We start from the raw sequence: 22,545 nt of genomic DNA on the forward strand, positions 1-22,545 counted from the left end.
GCGGCGGGGCTACAACTGGCGCATGTCCATGGGGCCCATCCTGGGCACCGGCGGCTTGGCCATGATCATCCCGCCCTCGGCTCTGGCCGTGCTGCTCGCCAGCGTCGCCAACATCGACGTCGGCCGGCTGCTCATCGCCGGTTTTCTGCCGGGCTTTGTCCTGGCGTTGCTCTACGTCGGCATGCTGTACCTCCAGATCATTATCAACCCCGCCAGCGCGCCGGCCTACGACGTGCCGCCCACGACATGGGCCCACAAGCTCAAGTTCGTCACTTTCAACATCCTGCCGGTGAGCCTCGTGATCTTCATGGTCATAGGCTTCATCATCCTGGGTATCGCCACGCCCACGGAATCCGCGGCCTGTGGCGTGTTGGGCGTGGCCATCCTGGCCGTGGCCTTCCGTGTGCTCAAGTGGCAGGCCGTTCGCACCTCCCTGTCGGGCACCGTGCGGGTGGCCGGCATGGTGTTCCTCATCATCATGAACTCGACCGTGTTCAGCCAGCTCCTGGCCTACTCGGGCGCCACCGCCGGCATGCTGGAATGGGCCACCAGCTTCGAGGTGTCCCGCCTGGTGGTGCTTTCGGTCATGTTCCTGATCCTCATCGTGCTGGGCATGTTCATGGACGCCACCTCCATGATGCTCATCACCGTGCCCATCTTCTTCCCCTTGGCCGAGGCACTGGGCTTCGACCTGATCTGGTTCGGCCTGTTCGTGCTCATGACGCTGGAGATGGCGGGCACGACGCCCCCCTTCGGATTGTTGCTCTACGTGATGCTCGGAGTGGCGCCACGGGGCACCACGCTGCTGCAGGTGGCCAACGCGGCGATCCCGTTCCTGATTTGTGACCTGATCCTGATCCTCATCCTGATCTGGGAACCCCGGCTCGCACTGTTCCTCCCCGATCTCATGGATTGAGCCGGGCGTCATAAAAGAAAACGCCCTCGATCCGGCGCTCAGGATCGAGGGCGTTTTGCCGTTTCGCGACCGTGCGGCCCTCAGGGCGCGCGGTACATCTTCTCCTTCAGCTTGGCGAACGGTACCGTGAAGTTGTTCTTCGATCGGACTTCCCAGGCCAGTTCGTACACGGTGCGCAGGTAAGCCTTCCGCGCCTCGCCCTTGAGTTCCATCTTCTGGAGCCCCGAAGCCCACAGCTTCTCGTTGTCCGCGTCGGCCTTCTTGCGGAGGATGGTCACGCTTTCGTCCTCGAACGCCAGACCCGTCTGGGTCAGCTTGTCCTGCACGGACTTCGGCAACGAATTCCACTTGTTCAGGTTGATGACGACCATGGAGCCGCTGCGATAGAAGCCCGGGTAGACGCGGTACTTGAGGAACTTCTGAACGCCGTACTTGGCCAGCGCTCCCTCCGGCCACGCGAGTCCCTGCACTACGCCCCGCTGCAGACCCGTATACATTTCCGCGGCCGCCATGGTTACGGGAATGGCCCCCATGGCCACAAAAAACGGTCTGTAGGTGGCGGTGGAGCGCATCTTGTGACCGCTGAGGTCCAGGCCCGTCTTGGTGCTCTCCTTGGGTTTGAACGTGGTGTAGATGTGGAAGTCGACACCGTAACAGCACCAGCCCAGGATCCGCCCGCCGAACTTGTCGCCCCACACCGGTTGGAGCTGGTCGATGGCGCCGTTTGCCCGGAGTTCCTTGGTGGAAAGGTTGGTTACCGAGGTCAGGCCGGCCTCCGCCACCATTCCCTCGTAATAACCCATCGGACAGAAGATCATGTCCACCAGGCCGCGCTTGAGCGCCGGACCCTGCTTCTGCCGCGGCGACACTTCCGGGCCGCCCACGTAGTGGAGCTTGGCCTCGCCCTTGGCGACTTCGTTGAACTTGTCGTGGAACGCCTGGAAGTACGTCTCCACCTGGTCGTGGGTCTTTGCCAGGCAGGTGCTGACCTTCAGCGTGACCGCCGCCTGCGCGGCCGCGGCCAGGACGAACAGAGCGAACGCCGCGACGAACGCCCCAACTGCTAGCTTTCTCATCCGTGTACCCTCCTTTGCCGGGGCATTCCCCGACCGGTTGATGCCTCGGCCGAAGCCGGATAACCGCTGACCCTAGTGAAAGTGCGGGAACCTTGTCAAACAAAAAACGCTGCAGGAAGCCATGCGGGCGCGTTGGGGCCGGACCATACCCCACGCGTCCAAAGGATGCGCGAAGGGTGTTGTATGAGTTCGCGGATTATCCGAAGCTCGACACAGGGATGGCAAGACATGAAAAAGGCAAGTAAGAATGTACTGGAGTGCCTGAATCGAAACAAGGAGGTCCAATGAAACACGTTCTGACGGTGCTGCTTCTGGCGGGCTTTGTCCTGTGCCAGGCCGGCGCCGCGGCCGGTCTGGTAGAGTGGGAGTCCGAAGAGAGCTCCCAGCGGCTGTCGCGTTCCACCCACAAGGCTGACTTCTTTCGGCTGAGCAACCACTTCATCAGCCAGGACAACAAGATCTTCTGCGGGCCGGTCTCCTCGGCCATTGTCTTGAACGCGCTGAGGCTGGGCAAGAAGAAGGGGCTCCCCCAGGACAGCTACTCCATTGCGGAGGATGAACGCGCATGGCTTCCCAAGGGGTTCAACCCCTTCTTCGGGAAGTATACGCCGAACAACGTCCTCACCGGCCAGACCAAGACCAAGATCGAGGTGCTGGGCAAGCCCATCGAGATCCAGGGGGCCATGAAGAAGGACTTCGGCCTGCAGCTCCGGCAACTGGCCCAGGCCCTGAGCGCCCATGAGCTCGATGTGAGAATCCGCGTGGTCGATGAGGAGATGAACGACGAGGTGATCAAACGCGAGATGGCCAAGAACCTGGCCGTCCCGGGTGACTACGTGCTGGTGAACTACCACCGCAAGACACTGGGCCAGAAGGGCGGAGGGCACATCTCCCCCCTCGGAGCCTATGATGAGGCGAGCGATTCCTTTCTGATCATGGACGTGAACCCGAACCGGGCCCCGTGGGTGTGGGTGAGCGCGGCCGATCTGATCAAGGCCATGCGCACCTTCGATACCGTGGAGAACCGCGGCTACCTGTTGATCGCCGAGGGACGATAACGGACCGGGAGTGTCGACGAGGATCGAGGCGATCAGCGATCCACGATGCATGGCCCCATAAACAATAATACCCGATGGTATGAGTGATTCCCGAGGCCGATACATGGTCGGCGTGGACATCGGCGGCACCTTCACCGACTGCGTCGTGGTCAACGACCAAGGCGAGATGGTGGTGGGGAAGTCGCTTTCCACCCCTCCCGACTATTCCGCCGGGGCCGCCGACGCCGTCCGGGACGCGGCGCGCAACATCGGCCTGGGCGACGAGGAGGTGTTGCTCCGCCGGACTACGCTCTTCTTCCACGCCTGCACCATCGGCGAGAACACCCTGATCACCCGCTCCGGCCCGAGGACCGGCCTTGTCGCCACTCGGGGATTCCCCGATACGCTGCTCATGATGCGCGGCAAGGTCACCGACGGACTCACGGAGGCGGAGGCGGGCCGGCTCGCGTGGCTGCGCAAGCCGGAGCCCTTCGTGCCCCGGTCCCTCGTGGCGGAGGTGAACGAGCGCATGGACTACAAGGGCTCGGTCACCGTGAGCCTCGACGAGGCGCAGGCGGCGGCTGCGCTGGACGAGTTGGTGGCGCGCGGGGCGGAGTCCGTGGCCGTGTGCCTGCTCTGGTCGGTGGCCAACGACGTACATGAGAAGGCCGTGGCCGGCATCCTGCGGCGGCGTCATCCGGACGTCTACGTCACGCTGTCGAGCGCGGCGGCGCCTTTCGTGGGCGAGTACGAGCGCACCGCCACCACCGTGTTCAACGCCTACATCGGCCCGCGCATCTCGACCTATCTCACGAATCTCCACCAAGTGCTCCGGGGCAAGGGGCTGGCAAAGCCGCCGATGATCATGCAGGCCTACGGCGGCGTGCTCGACATCGACGCCACTTGCCGCAACGCCGTGGGCACCGTCGAGTCCGGCCCGGCGTCGGGTGTTGTGGGGAGCCGGTTCCTGGGCGAGATGATCGGCGAGAACGACATCCTGGCCACGGACATGGGCGGCACCACGTTCAAGGTGGGCGTGGTGCGGGAGGGGCGCATCGAACGCGACTATACGCCGGTGGTGCTGCGCCACCGGGTGCTGGCGCCCAAGATCTGGGTGGAGTCGGTGGGAGCCGGCGGCGGCAGCATCGCATGGATCGACAGCGATACCGGGCTTCTCAAGGTGGGACCCGAGGGCGCCGGCGCCAGTCCCGGCCCGGTGTGCTACGGTCTCGGCGGGGTCGAGCCCACGGTCTCCGACGCGGACGTCATCCTCGGCTATCTCAACCCGGACTACTTCCTGGGCGGGCGCATGCGCCTGGACCGCGGCGGCGCGCTCCGGGCGGTGGAACAGCGGATCGCGGAGCCCCTGGGCATGAACGTGACCGAGGCCGCCCGCGGCATCTATCGCATCGCCAACGCACACATGAGCGACCTCATCCGCCGGGCCACCGTGGAGAAGGGGCACGACCCGCGGTCCTTCGTGATGTTCGCCTTCGGCGGCGCCGGCCCCATGCACGCCAGCCGCTACGCCGCGGACCTGGGCGTGCGGCAGGTGGTGATCCCGCTCACCGCGTCGGTGCACGGCGCCACCGGCCTGATCAGCTCCGACGTGGTGCACGAGTACGGCAAGTCCGATCACCTCCAGGTGCCGGCCGACCCACGCCGCGTCAACGAGAACTTCGCCGAGCTGATCCGCAGGGCCGAGGCGGATCTGGGCGAGGCCGGGTTCGGCCCGTCCGAAATGGCGGTCACCCGCGGCATCGACATGCGCTACCGCTACCAGGTGCACGAACTGAACGTGCCGCTGCCCACCGGCACCGCTCCTCTCGCGGATGCCGACCTGGAGCGGCTCTACGCCGACTTCGACGATGCCTACGAGAAGGCCTACGGCAAGGGCTCGGGCTACCGGGAGGCGGGCAAGGAGATCCTGACCTTCCGCGTGACCGCGGTGGGGCTGCTGAGCAAGCCCCGCATCAAGGAGGAACCGGCGGTCGAGGCGTCCGCGGACGACGCGCGGAAGCCGGAGCGAAGCGTCTTTTTCGAGGAGCTTGGGGACTTCGCGCCCACCACCATCTATGATTTCCAGCGCATGGGGCCGGGAATGGAGTTGTTGGGTCCGGCGGTCATCGAGACCCCCGTGACCACCGTAGTGGTGAACCCACGGGACCGCGCCGAGATCGACGGTTTCCGCAACATACGGATCCTGGTGGGGGACAAGGCGGGCACATGACCATGGACGTAACCGACACAGGCGCGTCGAGCTCCCAGGTGGACCCGGTCACCTTCGAGATCCTGTCGCACCGCCTCCACGAGATCACGCGCGAGATGGGCGCCACCCTGGAGCGCGTGGGCGGCACGGTCAACACCACGCAGCTTCACGACTACATGGCCTCCCTCTACATGGCCAACGGCGACGTGCTGTCGGTGGGGGAGTCCATGATCCGGCATGCGGCCTGCGCCGGGTTCGCGGTGAAGCGCATCATCGAGCGTTTCGAGGACAACGGCGGCATCCACCCGGGAGACGTGTTCCTGCTCAACGACCCCTACCTGGCCGCCATCCACCAATCCGACATCTACATGATCGCGCCGATCCACTACCACGACCGGCTGATGGCGTGGAGCGCCACCTTCGTGCACGTCATGGACATCGGCGCCATGTCCCCGGGCGGGAATTCTCCGGGCGCCACCGAGATCTGCCACGAGGGACTGCGCATTCCGGGCCTCAAGCTGGTGGAGCGTGGCCGGATGCGCCAGGACGTGTTCGACACCCTCACCAACATGACCCGGCAGCCGGTTCTCGTGGGGCTCGACCTCAAGTGCGAGCTGGCGGCCAACAACGTGGCCCGTTCGCGCATGGAGGAGATGTTCGAGCAGTATGGCCCCGAACTCATCACCGCCGTGTCAGCGGAAATAATCCGCTACGCGCGCGAGACCCTCCAGAAGCGCCTCCGGGAGATCCCGGACGGCACCTGGAGCGACTCCGGCACCATCGCGGCCAACGAGACGAAACGCGTGTGCGTGGAGCTGCGCAAGCGCGGCGACCGGCTGACGTTCGACTTCACCGGCAGCGATCCCCAGGCGCGGCAGGGCATCAACCTGCCGTACCACGCCACTTTCGGCGGAGTCTTCGAGGCGGTGCTGAGCGCCCTGGGCTACGACCTGCCCAAGAACTACGGCGCCTTCGGCCCCATCGAGGTCATCGCCCCGGAAGGCACGGTGGTGAACGTGCAGTATCCCGGGCCGGTGTCCATGAACACCACCTCCGGGCTCAAGACCGTCTCCTACGTCTCCGCGTCGGTGCTGGCGCAGATGCTGGCGGGCAGCGACACCTGGAGGGACGAGGTGACGGCGCTGACACTCGGCTTCCGCGTCGTGCGCCACGCGGGCGTGAACCAGTACGGCCGGTTCTACGTCTCCACGCTGCTGGAGTTGAGCGGCTCCGGCGCCAGCCCCCACGGCGACGGCATCGATTCCGGCGGCTACCTCACCTGCCACAACGTGGAATGGCTCGAGCTGAACTTCCCGCTCATGTACCTGTTCCGGCGCCATCTGAAGGACGGCGGCGGTGCCGGCAAGTTCGCCGGCGGCGTGGGCGTGGAGGCCACCGTGAAGTTGCACGACGCGCCCGAGGAGAGGATCCGCGGCGTGGCCTTCGGCGTGGCCGGCCTGCGGAACTCCGGCGTGGGCATGTTCGGCGGCTACCCCGGCGCCCCGAGCCTGCTGGTGCTGCTCGAAGGCACGCGCGTCAACGAGCTGCTGGCGAACCACCAGTGCATCGACGGACTCCCGGCCCTGGAGGGCGAGCGCCGGCTGCTCCCCTACTGCGAGTTCGACATCGGCAAGGACGACGTCCTGTATTTGCGGCTGGGGAGCGGCGGCGGCTACGGCGACCCCCTGGACCGGGAGCCGGAGGCGGTGGCGGAGAGCCTGCTGAACGAGCGCATCTCACGGGCCACAGCCGAAGACATCTACGGCGTCGTCGTGGAAGATCGTACCTTGAGGGTGGACGAGGCGGCGACTCGCGAATCGCGGGAGCGCCTGCGCAAGAACCGGCTGGCGGGACAAACCTGACCGGGTATGCTTTGCTAATTGCCGCAGCGCGGGAATGACGAAATCGAAATGACGGAGGAATCCGATGATTGAGACCACAGGGCCCAACAGGCCCGAACCCAGGAGTATCTCCCTCGACCCGGCCAAAACCGCCGTGGTGGTGCTCGACCTGAACGCCCGCTGTCATGACCCGGAGGAGGTCTGCTCAAAGCTGATGGAGCCCCTTGGCGGGTTCCTGGAGCAGGTCCGGGCGGCTTCCGTCCCCGTGGTGTTCACCGTTTCGCTGCAGTTCAAGGGCACGCCCATGGGGGAGGTGGCGGCGCCTCTTGGGCGTCGCGACAGCGAGCCCGTGCTCCATCCCGACGCCTTCGACAAGTTCGCCGGCGGCGAGCTCCGGACGATCCTCGATGACGCCGGCACCGAGAACCTCATCGTCACCGGCTCCCTCACCAACGTTGCCGTGCTCTACACCGCCACCGCCGCCGCGCGCGTGCATCGCTACAACGTCATCATCCCGCTCGACGGCGTCAACGCCAAGAGCACCTACGAGCACGAGTACGCCATCCACCAGCTCACAGTCATCCCCGCCGGCGCCGCGGAGCGCATGCGCTTTACCCGGCTCGACATGATCGCGTTCTTGTAGTGGCGGAAGACCATCTCTACTGGCAGAAGGCGAGTCCGTGATGATCGCGCAGTGCCGCTATCACTACTGACCGACGCCCTGAACCTACGGAGTGTATCTCACCCGGAGGTTTCCGTGGGCATCCGCGGTCAAGTCGAAGGAAGGGTACACGACGGTGGTGGAGCTGTACTCCTCGATGACGGCCGGTCCGGCGATGTGGAAGCCGGGAGCGAGGTCGGCGCGGCGGTAGACGGGCACGGGCACCGGAGCAGTGTCGTCCGGGAAGATCGCGGAGCGCTGTTCCCGGGGTTGCGCGGAGCCGCCCGTTGCGGACGCCGCGGCCAAGGTCATCTTGGGGAGGCGGCCGATGCAGCGCACGCGGTAGTTGACGATCTCCATGGACTCTTCCTCGGCGGTATGGCCGTACAGCCGCCCGTGGGCTTCGTGGAAGAGCCGGGTAAGGACTTCCTTGCGGGTGTCCCCGGCCGGCACCGTGACTTCGTAGGACTGGCCGGGGTAGCGCATGTCCAGGAAGTCCTCGGTGTCGATGGCGTCCGCGGGCACGCCTTGCTCGCGCAACTCCCGCACGCCCTTGTCGCGCAGCTCCCGGAAGGCTTCCCGGATGGCGTCCGGCGGGGTGTCGTCCAGCGCGCCGATGCGCGTGAGTGAGTAGCTGCGTATCAGGTCGGTGAGCAGCATGCCGGCGGCGCAGAAGTTGCCGGGGTCCGGCGGGATGCAGATCTCGGGGATTTCCAGCTCACGGGCGATGGGGCAGGCCACCGTGGGTCCGGCGCCGCCGTAGGCCACCAGGATGAAGTCCCTGGGATCGTAGCCTTTTTCGATGGTGACAGAGCGCATGGACATGGCCACCTGCGCGGCCAGCACCTCAACGACGCCCGCGGCGGCGCGTTCCGGGGTCATCTCCAGCGGTCCGGCGATGGCTTCGGCAATGGCTTGGCGGGCGGCCCCGGCGTCGATGGGCATGGCGCCTTGCAAGAGCGCCTCCCGGTTGAGATGCCCGAGCACGACGAGGGCGTCCGTGAGGGTGGGCTGGTCGCCGGTGCCGTAGCACGCGGGCCCGGGGACCGCGCCGGCGCTCTGTGGCCCCACCTTCAGGATGCGGCCGGACTCGACCCGCGCGATGCTGCCGCCGCCGCTCCCGATGGTTTCGATGGCGACGGTGGCGGCGCGCACGGTGTAACCCGCCACCTTGCTCTGGGGCGCGGTCAGAAGCTCTCCAGGGATCACCGACATGTCGCAACTCGTGCCGCCGATGTCCAGCGAGATGGCATTGTCGCGGCCGATCTCACGGCACAGGCGGTGGGTCCCCACGACCCCGGCCACCGGACCCGACATCAGCGTCTGGACCGGTGCCCGTGCGATCACCGCGGGGGTGGCGACGCCGCCGTTGGACTGCATGATCAGCACCCGGGCGCCTTCCAGCAGTTGTTGGACCGCGGCTTCGATGGTACCGACGTAGCCGCTGACCCGCGGGCCGATGAATGCGTTGACCACCGCGGTGCTGGTGCGCTCGAATTCGCGAAACTGCGGGTCCACCTCGGACGACAGGGTCACGTAGACGTCCGGCGCGAGCTCTTCCAGTATCGTACGGAGCCGCCGCTCGTGCTCGGGATGGGCGAAGGAGAAGAGCAGGCTCACGGCGACGGAGCGCACCCCCGCGTCCAGCAACTCCCGGACGGCGGCGCGGGCCTGTTCCGCGTCCAGCGGAAGCACCTCGCGTCCACGGGAGTCCACACGTTCTCGCACCGGCCGGATCAGCCTCCGCGGCACGAGCTGCCGCGGACGGTCGAAGAACAGGTTGTACACTTGGTCGCCGCGCCATTGCCGGTCCAGCTCCAGGAGGTCGCGGAAACCCTCGGTGACCAGCAGCCCCGGCGCCGGCTCGCGTCCTTCCAGCAGCGTGTTGAGCCCGATGGTGGTGCCATGCAGCACGTAACGCGCCTTCTCCGGCAGCCGTGCGGTGATCTCGCGCAGCCCGGCGGCGATGGCCGCGGTGGGGTCTTGCGGTTGCGACGGGAGCTTGTGGGTGAGGCAGACCCGTCCGTCGTCCTCGTCGAACACGCTCAGGTCGGTGAACGTACCGCCGGTGTCAATGCCGATGCGCAGCATGGTCGCCTCTTGCGTGCTGTCTCACAAATGGGTCTACGAATCCGCGAGGGCAGGTCGGCAACGCGCGGCCCGTTCCTGCTCTGTCGCCGCTGTGTCGACGGTCATGGTTTCGGGGTCGACGACCACGCCGTACACTTCCCGCGCTGTTTTCGGCGACACGTAGCCGTTGCGCACGTCGTCGAGCACGCGCTCGGGATCGCGCGCCAGGGGGTCGCCCCAACCGCCTCCGCCGCCCAGCTCCAGCAGCAGGGTGTCGCCCCTGGAGAGGTGGATGTTGGCGGTCTTGGAGTGGAGTGTCCGGGGCTGGCCGCCGTAGGGGTTCAGCGTGCAGCGCGCCGGCGCGGCGGGGCGCGCACCGAACAGTCCCGGAGAGGAGAACTTGAAGCGGTCCAGGCGCAGGTTCAGTGTGACGTCGTCGTTCAGCACCTGCCAGGCGCGCCGGATGCCCAGGCCGCCGCGGTATTGCCCCGCGCCCGCGGAGTCGGGGTTGACCTCGAAGCACTGCATGCGCACCGGGAACTCGTTCTCCAGCGCCTCCACCGGCGTGCTCATGACGTTGCTGATGTCGGCGGCGCAGCCGCTGACGCCGTCCTTGCCCGGCCGGGCGCCGTAACCGCCCCACAGGATCTCATACTGGGAGTAGCGCCGTCCGCCGCCGGGGTCCACGCCGTTGAAGGAGACCGCGCCGCCGGAGCTGCTCTGGGGCGCGGCCACGCGGTCGGGCAGGGCCTGCGCCAGGGCCATCATGATCACCGGCGCCAGCCGGTGGCAGGTGGTGGCGTACATGTTCACCGGCGCCGGGAACTCCGGGTTGAGCAGGTGTCCGGGCGCCGGCAGGGTGATGCGGATGGGCGCCGAGCAGCCCTGGTTCTTGGGCAGGTCCGGTCCGATGGCGGCCTGTACGCAGTACTCCGCCACCGCCCGCACCACGCACGGCCGGAGATTGAGCGGGCCGCGGGACTGTTTCGCCGAAGCGAATTCGAACTCCAGCTCGTCACCGCGGACGTGCACCGTCGCCGTGACCTTCAGGGGCCGGTCCAGTTCCACCCCGTCGTCGTCGATGTAGTCGGTGACCGGTCCGTAGCTGCCCGGCGGCATGGCCGCGATGCGCGAGCGCAGCTCCCGTTCGGTGATGGCGATGCGTTCCTCCCAGCAGGCGAGCACGTCATCGAGTCCGAAGCGGTCGGCCAGCGCGGTGAGCCGGTCGATGCCATGAAGGTTGGCGGTGACCTGCGCGCGGATGTCGCCCCAGGTTACCTCGGGGATGCGCGTGTTGGCGCAGATGAGCTGCTTCACCGCCTCGTTGAGGACGCCGCCCTCGTAGAGCTTCAGCGGCGGGATCAGCAGTCCTTCCTGGAACACTTCCGTGGCGTCGCCGGCGTTGGTGCCCGGCACCTTGCCGCCGATGTCGGGCTTGTGCGCGGTGTTGCCCACGAAGGCCATGAGTTCACCGTGGTAGAACACCGGCGAGATCAGCGTCACGTCGCTGGGGTGGTTCTGGCAGTAGCGGTAGGGGTGGTTCAGGATGAACGCGTCGCCCTCGCCGATGGCGTCGGCGAAGTCTTGCAGGATCCCCTTGAGCTGGGACCCCACGACGCCTAGGCCCACCGGGTTGGGCGAGTACTGTCCGACGTTGCGCCCGTCGCGGTCGCAGATGCTCAAGGCCAGGTCCTGGCTCTCCTTCACGATGGACGAATAGCCGTTGCGCATGAGCTTCTGCGTCAGCTCGTACGCGATCTGGTTGGTGGCGTTGTAGATGACCTCGAGCTTGATGGCGTCCATGTCGCGGGCCAGGGCGACCGCGGGTCGCCCTACGGGGTTCATCGCTGGGTATGCAGGGGCGACTCACGGTCCGCCCCTACGATACGACTACTCGGACGGGCTCCCGGCTGCTGCTACCGGGGCAGCATCTCCACCGGCGTCTGGCGAGGCCCGAGACTTTCGTAATACTCGTTGGTCTCGGGTTTGTACCGGCCTTGGTTGAAGCTGCCGCCCTTCTGGCTGCGGATGATCACGGCCACCGTCCTCTCGCCCACGGTCGTCTCGGTGTGCACTTCGTAGGGGCGCACCAGGTCGATCTCGCCCGGTCCCACGTGCTTGTCGCTGGCGAGGCGGATCTCGGCGTAGTCGGGCTTCGAACGGTCGTCGAGGCGGTCGTAGCGCTCGATGCGCTCGTGGCCGTCCAGCACGCCGTACAGAGTGAAAATGTGTGCGTGGTCGTGGATGCGGGCGCGGCGTCCCTGCCGCGCGTTCCCCTTGGTCAGCCCGTTGATGGCGAAGCCGTAGTCCGGATCCTCGTAGAACAGCAGGTTCTCGGCACGTCCGTCCCGCGGCACACAGTCGGGCCATGACTTGGAGGCTTCCAGCACCTCGGGATCGGCCAGCAGTTCCGCCAGGATCGGCTCAAGCCCGGTCCAGCGTTTCTCCAGGTCAGGCTCCGCGGCGAACAGCGAGCGAGTCTTTTCGATGAACCGCTCCAGCGCGTTGGGTTTTTCGTTGTCCATGCCGGTCTGTCCTCCATCATGTCGTTTCTTGCAACGGTCAAGGACAGTATGCAATCCTGCAACCGCTGTCAACATTGCCTTCGACAGCGTTGGAGAAGCTCTGGAGGATCGGCGTCGATGAGATACAGGACCCTTACCGCCATCGGCATGGTGGTCGCGTTGGTCGTCGGATTAGTGGCCCGGCAGGTGGTCTACGCGGTGTTGGCGCCGGGTTCCACCACCGATTTCGTGGCCACGGCGGTCTTTCTGGGCGCCTTCATCGGCGGACTCCTGGGCTTCGTCGGAATATTCCGGGTGCGGGAGGGCAAACCCTTCTTCAACAACCCATTCTGACGCAGGGAAGCGGAGAGGACACCAGGAGTGGGGCAGGGACGTTTCAGGGGGTTGGTGCCTCTCTCGGATGGGGTTTTGACACAGCCTGTTCCGCGGGAATGACGGATACGGGCTTGGGGAGGACACGGCATGACCGGTGCGCTGGACGGCACGGTGGCCATCGATGCCAGCGGACACGTGGCCGGCCCGTACGCCGGGAGTCTCCTGGGCGACCTGGGTTGCGAGGTCATCAAGGTGGAGCTTCCGGGCAAGGGTGATCCGGCCCGGGGGCGGGAGGGCTACGGCCCGGTCTTCCGAGTGCTCAACCGGAACAAGAAGAGCGTGACGCTCAACCTGCGCGAGGCCAAGGCCCGGGACATCCTGTGCCGGATGCTGGAGCGGGCGGACATCCTCATCGAGAGCTTCCGGCCGGCGACGCGGAAGGCGCTGGGACTCGACTACGAAGCGTTGCGCCGGCGCAACCCCGCGCTCATCCACTGCTCGGTTACGGCCTTCGGCCAGGACGGCCCGTACGAGAGCCGGCCCGGCTTCGAGTCCGTGGGTCAGGCTGTCAGCGGCATGCTGAGCCTCCTCACCGACCCGGGCGACCCTCGGATGGGCGGCTTTTCCATTACGGCCCACGCCGCCGGGGTCTTCGCCGCATACGGCATCCTGGCCGCGCTGGCGGCGCGGAACCGCACCGGCACCGGCCAGTTCGTGGACGTCTCGCTCCTGCAGGCGAGCATGGGCTTCGTCGAGTCGCACTTCGCCGAGTTCCTGAACGGCGGCGCCGCCGTCACGCCGAAGAACTTCCAGCGGGGACGGCTGTTCTGTGTTCCGGCCGGCGACGGACGGCCGCTGCTTGTGCACCTGGCCACCCACCGGCAGTCGTGGGAAACGCTGATCCGCGTCATCGAACGTCCCGACCTTCTCGACGACCCGCGCTTTGCGAGCTACGAGCACCGCGCCGCCCATCACGACGACCTGATGGCCATCCTGCGCGAGGTCTTCGGCGGCGCCCCGCGGTCCGCCTGGTTGGAGCGTTTGGGCAAGGAGGACCTGAGCCACGCGCCCATCTACGCCGCGGAGGAGGTCTTCGAAGACCCGCAGGTCAGGCACTTGGGGATGCCGCGGGAAATCGAACACCCCGAGCGCGGCACCACCCGGCTCATCGGCAGCAGCGTGAACCTGTCGGACACGCCACCGCGCTTCGTGCGCCCCGCGCCGCTGGTGGGAGAGAACACCGACGAGGTGCTGCAAGGGCTGGGCTACGACGGCGACGCGATCCGAGAACTGCGCGAGCGCGGCGTGATCTGAACCGATTTTTCCGGACCGGCATGGCAACTCCATCCCTCACCGATTTCATCGCCGCCATTCACCGGAGCCCGTCCATGGCCGTCGTGGTGGTCGCCGGAGGCGGCTCTCAGGCGTTGGCGGACCTTTTCGTCGTGCCGGGAGCGTCCCGCACCGTGCTGGAAGCCCTGGTGCCCTACAGCGACCGTTCGATGCGCGAGTTCCTGGGCCACGAGCCGGAGCAGGCAGTGTCGGCGGAGACCGCGGCAGCGCTGGCGCGGAAGGCCTACGAGCGGGCGCTTGCGCTGAGGCCGGACGACGATGTGCCGGTGCTGGGAATCGCCTGCACCGCGGCGCTGGTGACGGACCGCCCCCGGAAGGGCGAACACCGGGCGCACGTGGCGGTGTGTCGCGGCGAGCCCGTGGAGGTCCGTTCCCTTACCCTGAAGAAGAACGCCCGGAACCGCGCGGGCGAGGAACGGGTCGTGGCCGATCTGGTTTTGTCCGCTATGGGTCGCGCTTGCGGCACGGATGTTGCCATGTGCGCCGCGCTGCTGCCGCCGGAAGGAGTGCGGGTAGCGGTAATCTAGTGTGGTGTCTGGTTAATTTGCAGCATAATCTGCGGGTCTTTTCTGTATTGAGATTACTTTTTTGCCTATTTATCAAAGGGTTATGTATATTTCACTTAGGCTGTAATCGATCCGCAACCGGATTGGATCTGTCCGCTGGCAGCGCAAGTGCACGCATGCGCAGTAAGCGTTCGGGCATGCCGTGGAGATTTCGAACCGTCGAACCGAAGGGTGGCGTTGGTTGGCGCAATCGAGGAACTCTTGCCGTTGCGGCGATTCACGACATGTATCCTTCCGAACTTCCACGGGCGGATGGAAGGGTTACGAGATTTCGCGACACCGGAAGCCATGAAGACCGGAAGTAGAGGACTTTGCTTGGTCGCATGTACTGGATTCCCCATCCTGTCCGAGATCTTCAATGGCATGCCGAACGCTTACCATGCGCGTGACCGCCTTCCGGGTCGCGGTCGAGGGTCGAGGAACGTCAGTGGTTAGCAGCGTCAACCCGTCAGTGTCTCGCTCCGCACATGGGCGCGGAATCTCGCCAGGCGCCGTCTCGATCTCAAGACCGGTTTCAGTGCGTTCGGTTGTCGTTCCTCCTGCATTCACTCTGTTCGCGCACGGCGATTTCACGGGCTTTGGCGTGCGCGTCCACCCCTCCGGTGCCAAGTCCTTCCTCGTAAACTACCGCGTTGGCAACGGCAGGCGCAAGGCGCCCAACAAGCGCGTCGTCGTGGGTCGTGCGGGGCGAATCACTCTGGACTAGGCGAGGCACTTGGCTCAAGAACTCCTGGGGCGCGTCGCTGCAGGTGATGACCCTGCGGGCGAGCGCGCCGAGGCGCGCTCTCTGCCGACATTGGGCGAGGCCTGCGAGGACTACATCGCTTTGGACCACGGCCGCGCTGCCAGCACCGAGCAAGGCTACCGCCGATATGCGGCTCTGTATCTCGGCGACTGGCTCTCCCGTCCTCTCGACGCAATAACCCGCCGCGACGTGGAGAGCCGCTTTCACCTCCTCACCGAGCGCCACGGTGCGATGCCCGCCAACCAATGTCTGTCGTTCCTGCGCTCGGTCTATCGAAGACCTTACGTGGACTACGACGGTCTGCGCAACCCGGTAGAGCAGTGGCTTGTGGCCGGTGGCACTACCACCGCAAGACGCGGAAGCGGATATCGTCTCCGGCCGAGGTGCTGCCGCGCTGGTGGCAGGGGATGGATGCTGTGGTGCGGAACCCCGTTCACTTGGACGTGTTGCTGTTCGGGCTCTACACGGGCATGAGGCGGGGAGAAATCTTGGCGCTTCGATGGGAGGACGTGGAATCCTGAACTGGCTGAAGGAGGATGCCCGTCTATCCGCTCATTCTCGACTTCCTCAACGATCTCTGGAACACGAACGAGAACTCAGTCGGCACGCGCAAGATACGGCTCGCGGCCTTCAAGTCGTTCTTCAGCCACCTGGAACAGCCGGGGGTCCTTCCTGTGCCTCGAGTTTGCCCGGCAGATGCACGCGACTCCGTTTGGGTCCACCACTAACTTCCCGGTCAGGCCCTTCAAAGGCGGGCAAGTCAACGGGACCATCCTACCGCTCTTCGTTTACTGCGCCCCGAAACGGGGCTCTGGAACCATCAACGCTTCTGTGCTGAGGCCCACAGCAACGAACCGGCCGTGGTCTCAGGCAGGCCTTACAATTTCCACGCCGGGTTCCCGGCGTTCGAGGTGCCGGAAGGCATGATCCTAGCCCGGGGCACCGTTCCGCTGGCTGACCCCCCGGACAGCAGGAGACAGCAAACCTCGCTTCGGGGCCCGAACGGTGCCTGAGATCTGGTTCGTGGGAACTGCTAGGGGTGAATCGATCGACGACGCGATCTGCCGCCCGTCAACCGGCTGTAAGGCTTCCGGCCCGGCGGGCACAGCATGTACCAGCGGGTAATAGGTGGCTTTCATCAAGCAGCACAACGACCTTCTTTCTGTATGGACTTCTATCACGAATGCGCCTCGAAGCGAGCCCGGATCATGAGCGACAATCAGGCCGTTTGTTGGAGACATCGGTACTATTCGGCACCAAACGTTTGCTTCCAGCAGCCCATCAATGTAACTTGTGGAGGTTGATTTGCGGTATTGTGTCCGGATTTCGGGTTTCCCCGAGGAACTTCGGGCCATGCCGGAAACATGATGAACGAAGGACGATGCTATGGACGAAAGATGGCTGACAGTCGATGACATCTGCAAATATTTGGTTGTAAGCAACGAGACGGTCTACAGGTGGATCGAACAACGAGCCATGCCCGGTCATCGCGTCGGCCGCCGCTGGATGTTCAAGCAAGATGAGGTGGACGCGTGGGTCCGCTCCGGCGATGCGGCCGACAAATCCGATAAGCTGGACACAGAACCGTAAGGGGCGACCATGATCGGACCGATGCACGACAAGATTAAACGAGCCCTACAGTCAGCGGAAGGCTTGTATCACCGCCTAGTGTTGCTTGTGGGTGAGACCGGTTCTGGTAAGACCGCCGTTCTTCGAGATGTTGCTGAGGAGTTCGGGACATCCGCCATCAACGTCAATCTTGCACTTTCAGGGGAACTGCTTGAGTTGACGGCGAAGCAGCGGTCACTTCGGTTGCCGGGCATCCTCAATCAGATCGTGGACAAAGCTCATGCACCGGTGTTGCTGGATAATCTCGAGATCCTTTTCGGCAAGGATCTCAAGCAGGACCCCTTACGGTTACTGCAGGGCATTTCAAGAAATCGGGTCGTCGTAGCTTCATGGAACGGGACCTCTACCGGCGGGAGGCTTTCGTACGCCGAAACCGGCCATCCCGAGTACCGCAGCTATGACTCCGTCGATGCTTTGCTCGTGGGAATGGAAGGCACCGCCACAGCCGCTTCGGCAAGCAACACTAGAGAGGCAGGACAAGCATGAAATACGGAGACCTCATCCAGTTCGATCCGATTGAGTCGGTCGTTCAGCTGCGTGACGCGGACAAATCAAGCGCCGCGCGTCATCTCGTGAACACCTATGTCATTTCCGAAGAAATGGTGGAGCGGCTCACGCAGCTTGTCATCCCTCAAATGCAGTTCGATCAGCCGGTCGACAACAAGGGGCTGCTGGTGGTCGGCAATTACGGCACCGGTAAATCACACTTAATGTCGGTGGTTTCGAGTCTTGCCGCAGACGCTTCCCTGCTGGAAGGACTGAACCACACTTGTGTCCGCGACGCCACTTCCCGTATCGCCGGACGCTTCAAGGTCATTCGTACCGAAATCGGAGCCACGACCATGTCCCTGCGTGACATCCTTGTGGCTGAACTGGAAGAGAATCTCGAAAAGCTTGGCGTAGAGTACGTGTTCTCCGAAGCTGGGACGATCACAAGTCACAAGCGGGCCTTCGAAGACATGATGGCTAAGTTCGGCGAGGCATACCCCGAGCACGGCCTACTGCTGGTGGTTGATGAACTGCTCGACTACCTGCGTACCCGAAAGGACCAGGAGCTGATTCTCGATCTCAACTTCCTCCGTGAGGTCGGCGAGGTCTGTAAGGATCTGCGGTTCCGCTTCATGGCCGGTGTCCAGGAAGCCATATTCGACAGCCCACGCTTCGCTTTTGTCGCCGACAGTATCCGCCGGGTGAAGGACCGCTTCGAGCAGATCCTCATTGCCCGAAACGACGTGAAATTCGTCGTGGCCGAGCGTCTGCTCAAGAAAACCGCGGAACAGCAGGCCAAGATCCGCAACTACCTGATACCCTTCGCCAAATACTACGGCGGGCTCAACGAACGCATGGACGAGTTTGTCCAACTCTTCCCGGTTCATCCCGATTACATCGACACCTTTGAGAGGGTCACGGTGGTGGAAAAGCGCGAGGTGCTCAAGACCCTGTCCATGAGCATGAAAGGCATTCTCGGCAAGGATGTGCCGGCAGACGAACCCGGACTGATCGCCTTCGACAGCTACTGGAACACGCTCAGGCAGAACGCTTCTTTCCGCGCCATTCCCGAGATTCGGGCGGTCATTGATTGCAGCCAAGTGCTGGAATCCCGCATTGAGAACGCCATCACCCGCAAACAATACAAGCCGATGGCGTTGCGCTTGATTCGTGCGCTGTCCGTTCATCGCCTCACCACTGGCGACATCTATGCACCGATGGGCGCATCCGCCGAGGAACTGCGCGATCGCCTTTGCCTGTTTGATCCGCTGATCGCCGAGTTGGGCAGCGACGAACCCGACAGGGACCTGCAGACGCATGTGGAAACGGTCCTGCGCGAGATCCACAAAACAGTCAGTGGCCAGTTCATCTCTTTCAATGAAGACAACGGACAGTACTATCTCGATCTCAAGAAGACGGACGACTTCGACGCACTGATCGACAACAAAGCTAGTGTTCTAAACCCGAATGAGCTTGACCGCTACTACTATGAGGCGCTTAAGCGGGTCATGGAATGCCAAGACGCCACCTACGTGACCGGCTACAAGATCTGGCAGCACGAACTGGTCTGGCAGGAACACAAGGCTGCTCGCTCCGGCTATCTCTTTTTCGGCGCCCCGAATGAGCGCTCCACTGCCGTTCCGCAGCGGGACTTCTACTTGTACTTCATCCAGCCCAACGATCCGCCTCGCTTTAAGGACGACAAACTAAATGATGAGGTCTTCTTCCGCCTGAAAGGCACTGACGAGGAATTCCAGACTGCGCTGAAGAGCTACGCGGCTGCCCTCGACCTTACGGCCACCTCATCGGGCCACGCCAAGGCCACCTATGAGTCGAAGGCAAACGGCTTCTTGAAGAGGCTGGTTCAGTGGCTGCAAGAGCACATGAGCGATGCCTTCGAAGTCACCTATCAAGGTCGTGCCAAATCCATGACCGAATGGGCCAAGGGCAAATCCATCCGCGACTTGTCCGGTCTGTCGCCCCACGAAACCATCAACTTTCGCGACCTGGTAAACACCATCGCCGGTATCTGCCTTGCCCCGAACTTCGAGAACCAAGCCCCGGACTATCCATTCTTCTCAGTCCTGATGACCGGCAACAACGGTGCCCAGGCCGCGCAGGACGCATTGCGGGCGATCGCTGGGCAGAACCGCACCAAGCAGGCCACCGCCGTGCTGGACGCTCTGGAACTGCTCGACGGCGAGAAGATCGACCCCTTCAAGTCGAAATACGCTAAGCTTATCGTTGACATCGTCAAAGCGAGGGGCCGCGGACAGGTGGTCAACCGCGGTGAGATCATCCAGGACGATCACGGGCTTGAGTACATGAACCCGGGCGGTTCGCGCCTGGAGCCTGAATGGGTCACCGTCCTGGTGGCTTCACTGGTCTACTCCGGCGATATCGTACTCTCCATCCCAGGCAAGAATTTTGACGCCACCGGACTGCAGCAGCTTGCCGCGACCAGTGTGGAGGAGCTTGTCCGTTTCAAACACCTGGAGCAGCCCAAAGAATGGAATCTGCCTGCGCTCAAAGCGCTGTTCGAACTGCTCGGTTTGACACCGGGCATGGCCCAACTCGTCACCCAGGGTAAAGAGGAACCGGTGCAAAGTCTGCAGCAGGCGGTGGGCAAGATCGTCCAGCGCATCGTCATGATCCAGCAGACCCTACGCGAGGGGCTTTCCTTCTGGGCGTTGGATCTGCTCGCGAGTACCCATCTGGCCAGCCAAACCAGTGAGCTGGAAGATGCCAAAGGCTTCTTTGAATCGCTTCAGGCCTACTCCTCGCCGGGTAAGCTCAAAAATTTCCGGTACGGCGCTCCCGACGTGCTGGCCCATGCAAAGGCCGTGAAGGCATTGGACGAACTGGAGACCCTACGCGAGTTTGTCGTAGATCACGGGCCGCCGGCGTCCTGGCTTTCCACCGCCGAGGCTGTGTTGCCCGCTGACCACGGCTGGGTGGATCGCGTGAAGGCTACCCGGCAGGATGTGTTGGACGTTCTCAAACAGGCTGATCTGACGGAGCTGGCCACCCGGGCTCAGACCATCGGAGCTGAGCTGCAGAAACTGAAGAAGGACTATACCGTCGCCTACATCGGCCTGCACACAAAGGCCCGGCTGGGCGTGGCCGACGACAAACGCAAGGCAAGCCTACTCAACGATCAGCGGTTGCAAACCCTGCTCAAGCTGGCGCGCATAGATCTGATGCCCCGGCAGCAGTTGACCGATTATCAAAGCCGGTTGGCCGGACTTAAGAGCTGCTTTGCTCTGATCGAACAGGATCTCGACGCAACACCCATCTGCCCGCATTGTGGATTCCGGCCGTCGGTGGAAACCGGCGCAGGGACAGGCCCGCAGATGATCGACCAGATGGACGCGCAACTCGACGCCATAGTGGCGGCCTGGACCTCTACCATTCTCAGCAACCTGGAGGACCCGGTCACCCAGGCCAACATGGATCTGTTGAAGACCGACGACCGCGAACCGCTGGACGCCTTCATCGAGTCGAAGGAACTGCCGCTACCCTTGAAAGACAACTTTGTCCATGCGCTGCGGGAAGTGCTCTCCGGTCTGGTCAAGGTCACCATTACGGCTCAGGACCTGCAACAGGCCCTGCAGGTCACCGACGGCCCTGCCACCCCGGCCGAGATGAAAAAACGCTTTGAGGAGTACATTGATCGACTCACCAAGGGTATCGACCCGCCCAAGGTCCGAATCGTCGTAGAGTAGGTTCAACTAAGCGTGCGGCAAACTCAACAGAGTATGGTCAGCCCCGTAAGATGACGGCGCCGACACACCGGACGCCTGCAAGGATTATCAAAGATGAAGGAAACTCGGCTCGTCGACACGTTGTTTGAGAAGGCCCAGCAGCCACTTGGCCCGGTGACCTGTCTTGGCATCACCTTTGAAAACGACGAAGCCCGTCGCGCCTACTTCACCGAGGAACTCCGCAAGAAGCTGCGAGATCCCGAGTTCCGAAAAATCGAAGGCTTTCCAATCGGCAACGACCACGACATCCTTGCGTTGAGTGATCCCCCTTATTACACGGCCTGCCCGAACCCGTGGATAGCTGCATTCATCGCCGATTGGGACGAACAGAAACCCAACCAGCTGGACGGTTGCCACTACCACCGCGAGCCATTTGCTGCCGACGTCACTGAGGGGAAAAACGACCCAATTTATCACGCACATTCCTACCACACCAAGGTTCCACACAAGGCCATCATGCGTTACGTCCTCCACTACACGCAGGTTGGTGACATCGTATTTGACGGTTTCTGCGGTACCGGCATGACCGGTGTAGCGACACAGATGTGTGGCGACCGCGAGGTCGTCATGTCTCTCGGGTATCAAGTGAAACCTGACGGTACTATTCTACACTCCGACTTGGATGACAACGGCCGGCGCGTTTGGCGGCCATTTTCGACGCTGGGTGCACGCAGGGCTATATTGACCGATCTATCGCCAATCGCGACGTTCATTGCGAATAACTATTCGAGCTCAGACGCCAGTGCTAATTTTCGTTCTATCGCCAACGCATTCATTGAGCATTTGCAAAAAAAATGGGCTTGGCTGTATGAAACAAGGCATCCCGCCGATGGTACTGTCGGGAAGATTAACTATGTCGTTTGGAGCGATGTATTTGTTTGTCCAAACTGCTCCGTTGAGTTGATCTTTTTTGATGTCGCCTTCGATAGGGCCAACCGGAAGGTTAGGGACACTTTCAATTGCCACACTTGCAAGGCCACGCTCACCAAAAACCTCGTGTCCCACGCGCCGGAGACTTATTTTGACGTCATCCTACGGACGCCGATTACACAAAACAAGCAAGTCCCGGCTCTGATAAACTACTCGATAAAAGGAAGGCGCTTTGAGAAACGCCCAGATTCGGATGACATTCGTCTCCTGGACAAAGCACGCAAACTCCTTTCGAATTCGGGCATCCAGCCTACTCCCATGATGCACAAAGGCGGCGACAAGTGGGGTGGCATATGGAGAGCTGGATATCACTATGGGATTACGCATGCACATCATTTTTACACTTCGCGAAATCTATTGATATTCACTGCTGTCCCACAAAAATACGAATGAAGGAGGACCTGAAGAGCTCGCCTGTG

Annotated in this window: 17 protein-coding genes and 1 pseudogene; 13 read left to right on the forward strand and 5 right to left on the reverse strand. The window is 63.4% G+C overall.

All coding sequences use genetic code 11. From position 1 onward, the window contains the following. Positions 1-916 (forward strand): TRAP transporter large permease subunit (locus OXU42_17530; protein ID MDE0031189.1); only part of this gene is annotated, 916 nt, incomplete at its 5' end. A gap of 80 nt (positions 917-996) precedes the next feature. Here OXU42_17530 and dctP read toward each other — a convergent pair. Next, positions 997-1,992 carry a TRAP transporter substrate-binding protein DctP gene (gene dctP / locus OXU42_17535; protein ID MDE0031190.1) on the reverse strand — a complete coding sequence of 332 codons (996 nt, stop codon included), beginning with the start codon at positions 1,990-1,992 and terminating at the stop codon, positions 997-999. Between the two features lie 284 nt (positions 1,993-2,276). On the opposite strand from dctP, the gene OXU42_17540 reads away from it, so the two are divergent. The 4 genes from OXU42_17540 (at position 2,277) to OXU42_17555 (ending at position 7,722) form a co-directional block, all read left to right on the forward strand. Further along, positions 2,277-3,050, forward strand: a complete 774-nt coding sequence (locus OXU42_17540) for a phytochelatin synthase (protein MDE0031191.1) — start codon at positions 2,277-2,279, stop codon at positions 3,048-3,050. Between the two features lie 103 nt (positions 3,051-3,153). After that, positions 3,154-5,259, forward strand: a complete 2,106-nt coding sequence (locus OXU42_17545; GenBank protein MDE0031192.1) for a hydantoinase/oxoprolinase family protein — start codon at positions 3,154-3,156, stop codon at positions 5,257-5,259. Further along, complete coding sequence (locus OXU42_17550; protein ID MDE0031193.1) at positions 5,256-7,100, forward strand: hydantoinase B/oxoprolinase family protein; 1,845 nt, start codon at positions 5,256-5,258, stop codon at positions 7,098-7,100. The genes OXU42_17545 and OXU42_17550 overlap by 4 nt, the downstream gene beginning before the upstream one ends. Positions 7,101-7,164: 64 nt before the next feature. After that, the gene (locus OXU42_17555; protein MDE0031194.1) at positions 7,165-7,722 is read left to right on the forward strand and encodes an isochorismatase family protein; all 558 of its coding nucleotides are present in this window, start codon (positions 7,165-7,167) and stop codon (positions 7,720-7,722) included. An 84-nt stretch (positions 7,723-7,806) separates the two neighbouring features. Here OXU42_17555 and OXU42_17560 read toward each other — a convergent pair whose 3' ends face one another. The 3 genes from OXU42_17560 to OXU42_17570 all read right to left on the reverse strand — a co-directional run bounded on the left by OXU42_17560 (position 7,807) and on the right by OXU42_17570 (position 12,335). Further along, positions 7,807-9,831: a hydantoinase/oxoprolinase family protein gene (locus OXU42_17560; protein MDE0031195.1), complete on the reverse strand. Its 2,025-nt coding sequence runs from the start codon at positions 9,829-9,831 to the stop codon at positions 7,807-7,809. A 33-nt stretch (positions 9,832-9,864) separates the two neighbouring features. Next, positions 9,865-11,655: a hydantoinase B/oxoprolinase family protein gene (locus tag OXU42_17565; protein MDE0031196.1), complete on the reverse strand. Its 1,791-nt coding sequence runs from the start codon at positions 11,653-11,655 to the stop codon at positions 9,865-9,867. Positions 11,656-11,726: 71 nt separating this feature from the next. Then, positions 11,727-12,335 carry a hypothetical protein gene (locus OXU42_17570; protein ID MDE0031197.1) on the reverse strand — a complete coding sequence of 203 codons (609 nt, stop codon included), beginning with the start codon at positions 12,333-12,335 and terminating at the stop codon, positions 11,727-11,729. Between the two features lie 117 nt (positions 12,336-12,452). On the opposite strand from OXU42_17570, the gene OXU42_17575 reads away from it, so the two are divergent. The 3 genes from OXU42_17575 (at position 12,453) to OXU42_17585 (ending at position 14,530) form a co-directional block, all read left to right on the forward strand. Continuing rightward, positions 12,453-12,668 carry a hypothetical protein gene (locus OXU42_17575; protein MDE0031198.1) on the forward strand — a complete coding sequence of 72 codons (216 nt, stop codon included), beginning with the start codon at positions 12,453-12,455 and terminating at the stop codon, positions 12,666-12,668. A gap of 129 nt (positions 12,669-12,797) precedes the next feature. Next, entirely contained in the window at positions 12,798-13,964 is a 1,167-nt protein-coding gene (locus tag OXU42_17580; protein MDE0031199.1) for a CoA transferase, read from the forward strand. Positions 13,965-13,984: 20 nt separating this feature from the next. Further along, positions 13,985-14,530: a CinA family protein gene (locus OXU42_17585; protein MDE0031200.1), complete on the forward strand. Its 546-nt coding sequence runs from the start codon at positions 13,985-13,987 to the stop codon at positions 14,528-14,530. Between the two features lie 553 nt (positions 14,531-15,083). Here the strand turns inward: OXU42_17585 and OXU42_17590 are convergent. Continuing rightward, positions 15,084-15,539, reverse strand: coding sequence for a hypothetical protein (locus OXU42_17590; protein ID MDE0031201.1), 456 nt, complete (start codon positions 15,537-15,539; stop codon positions 15,084-15,086). Between the two features lie 546 nt (positions 15,540-16,085). On the opposite strand from OXU42_17590, the pseudogene OXU42_17595 reads away from it, so the two are divergent. The 5 genes and pseudogenes from OXU42_17595 to OXU42_17615 all read left to right on the forward strand — a co-directional run bounded on the left by OXU42_17595 (position 16,086) and on the right by OXU42_17615 (position 22,519). Then, positions 16,086-16,618: pseudogene (locus OXU42_17595) on the forward strand (gamma-glutamylcyclotransferase). Positions 16,619-16,700: 82 nt separating this feature from the next. Beyond that, on the forward strand, positions 16,701-16,904 hold the full coding sequence (locus tag OXU42_17600) for a helix-turn-helix domain-containing protein (protein MDE0031202.1): 204 nt from the start codon (positions 16,701-16,703) through the stop codon (positions 16,902-16,904). A gap of 9 nt (positions 16,905-16,913) precedes the next feature. Further along, entirely contained in the window at positions 16,914-17,429 is a 516-nt protein-coding gene (brxF, locus tag OXU42_17605; protein ID MDE0031203.1) for a BREX-3 system P-loop-containing protein BrxF, read from the forward strand. Further along, entirely contained in the window at positions 17,426-21,157 is a 3,732-nt protein-coding gene (locus OXU42_17610; GenBank protein MDE0031204.1) for a DUF6079 family protein, read from the forward strand. The genes brxF and OXU42_17610 overlap by 4 nt, the downstream gene beginning before the upstream one ends. A 93-nt stretch (positions 21,158-21,250) precedes the next feature. Next, a complete protein-coding gene (locus OXU42_17615; protein MDE0031205.1) occupies positions 21,251-22,519 on the forward strand; it encodes a DNA methyltransferase in 1,269 nt (422 codons plus the stop codon). The last annotated feature ends 26 nt before the right edge of the window (positions 22,520-22,545 follow it).

Source organism: Deltaproteobacteria bacterium, assembly GCA_028818775.1.
In the GTDB taxonomy this organism is placed as follows: Bacteria; Desulfobacterota; Binatia; order UBA9968; family JAJDTQ01; genus JAJDTQ01.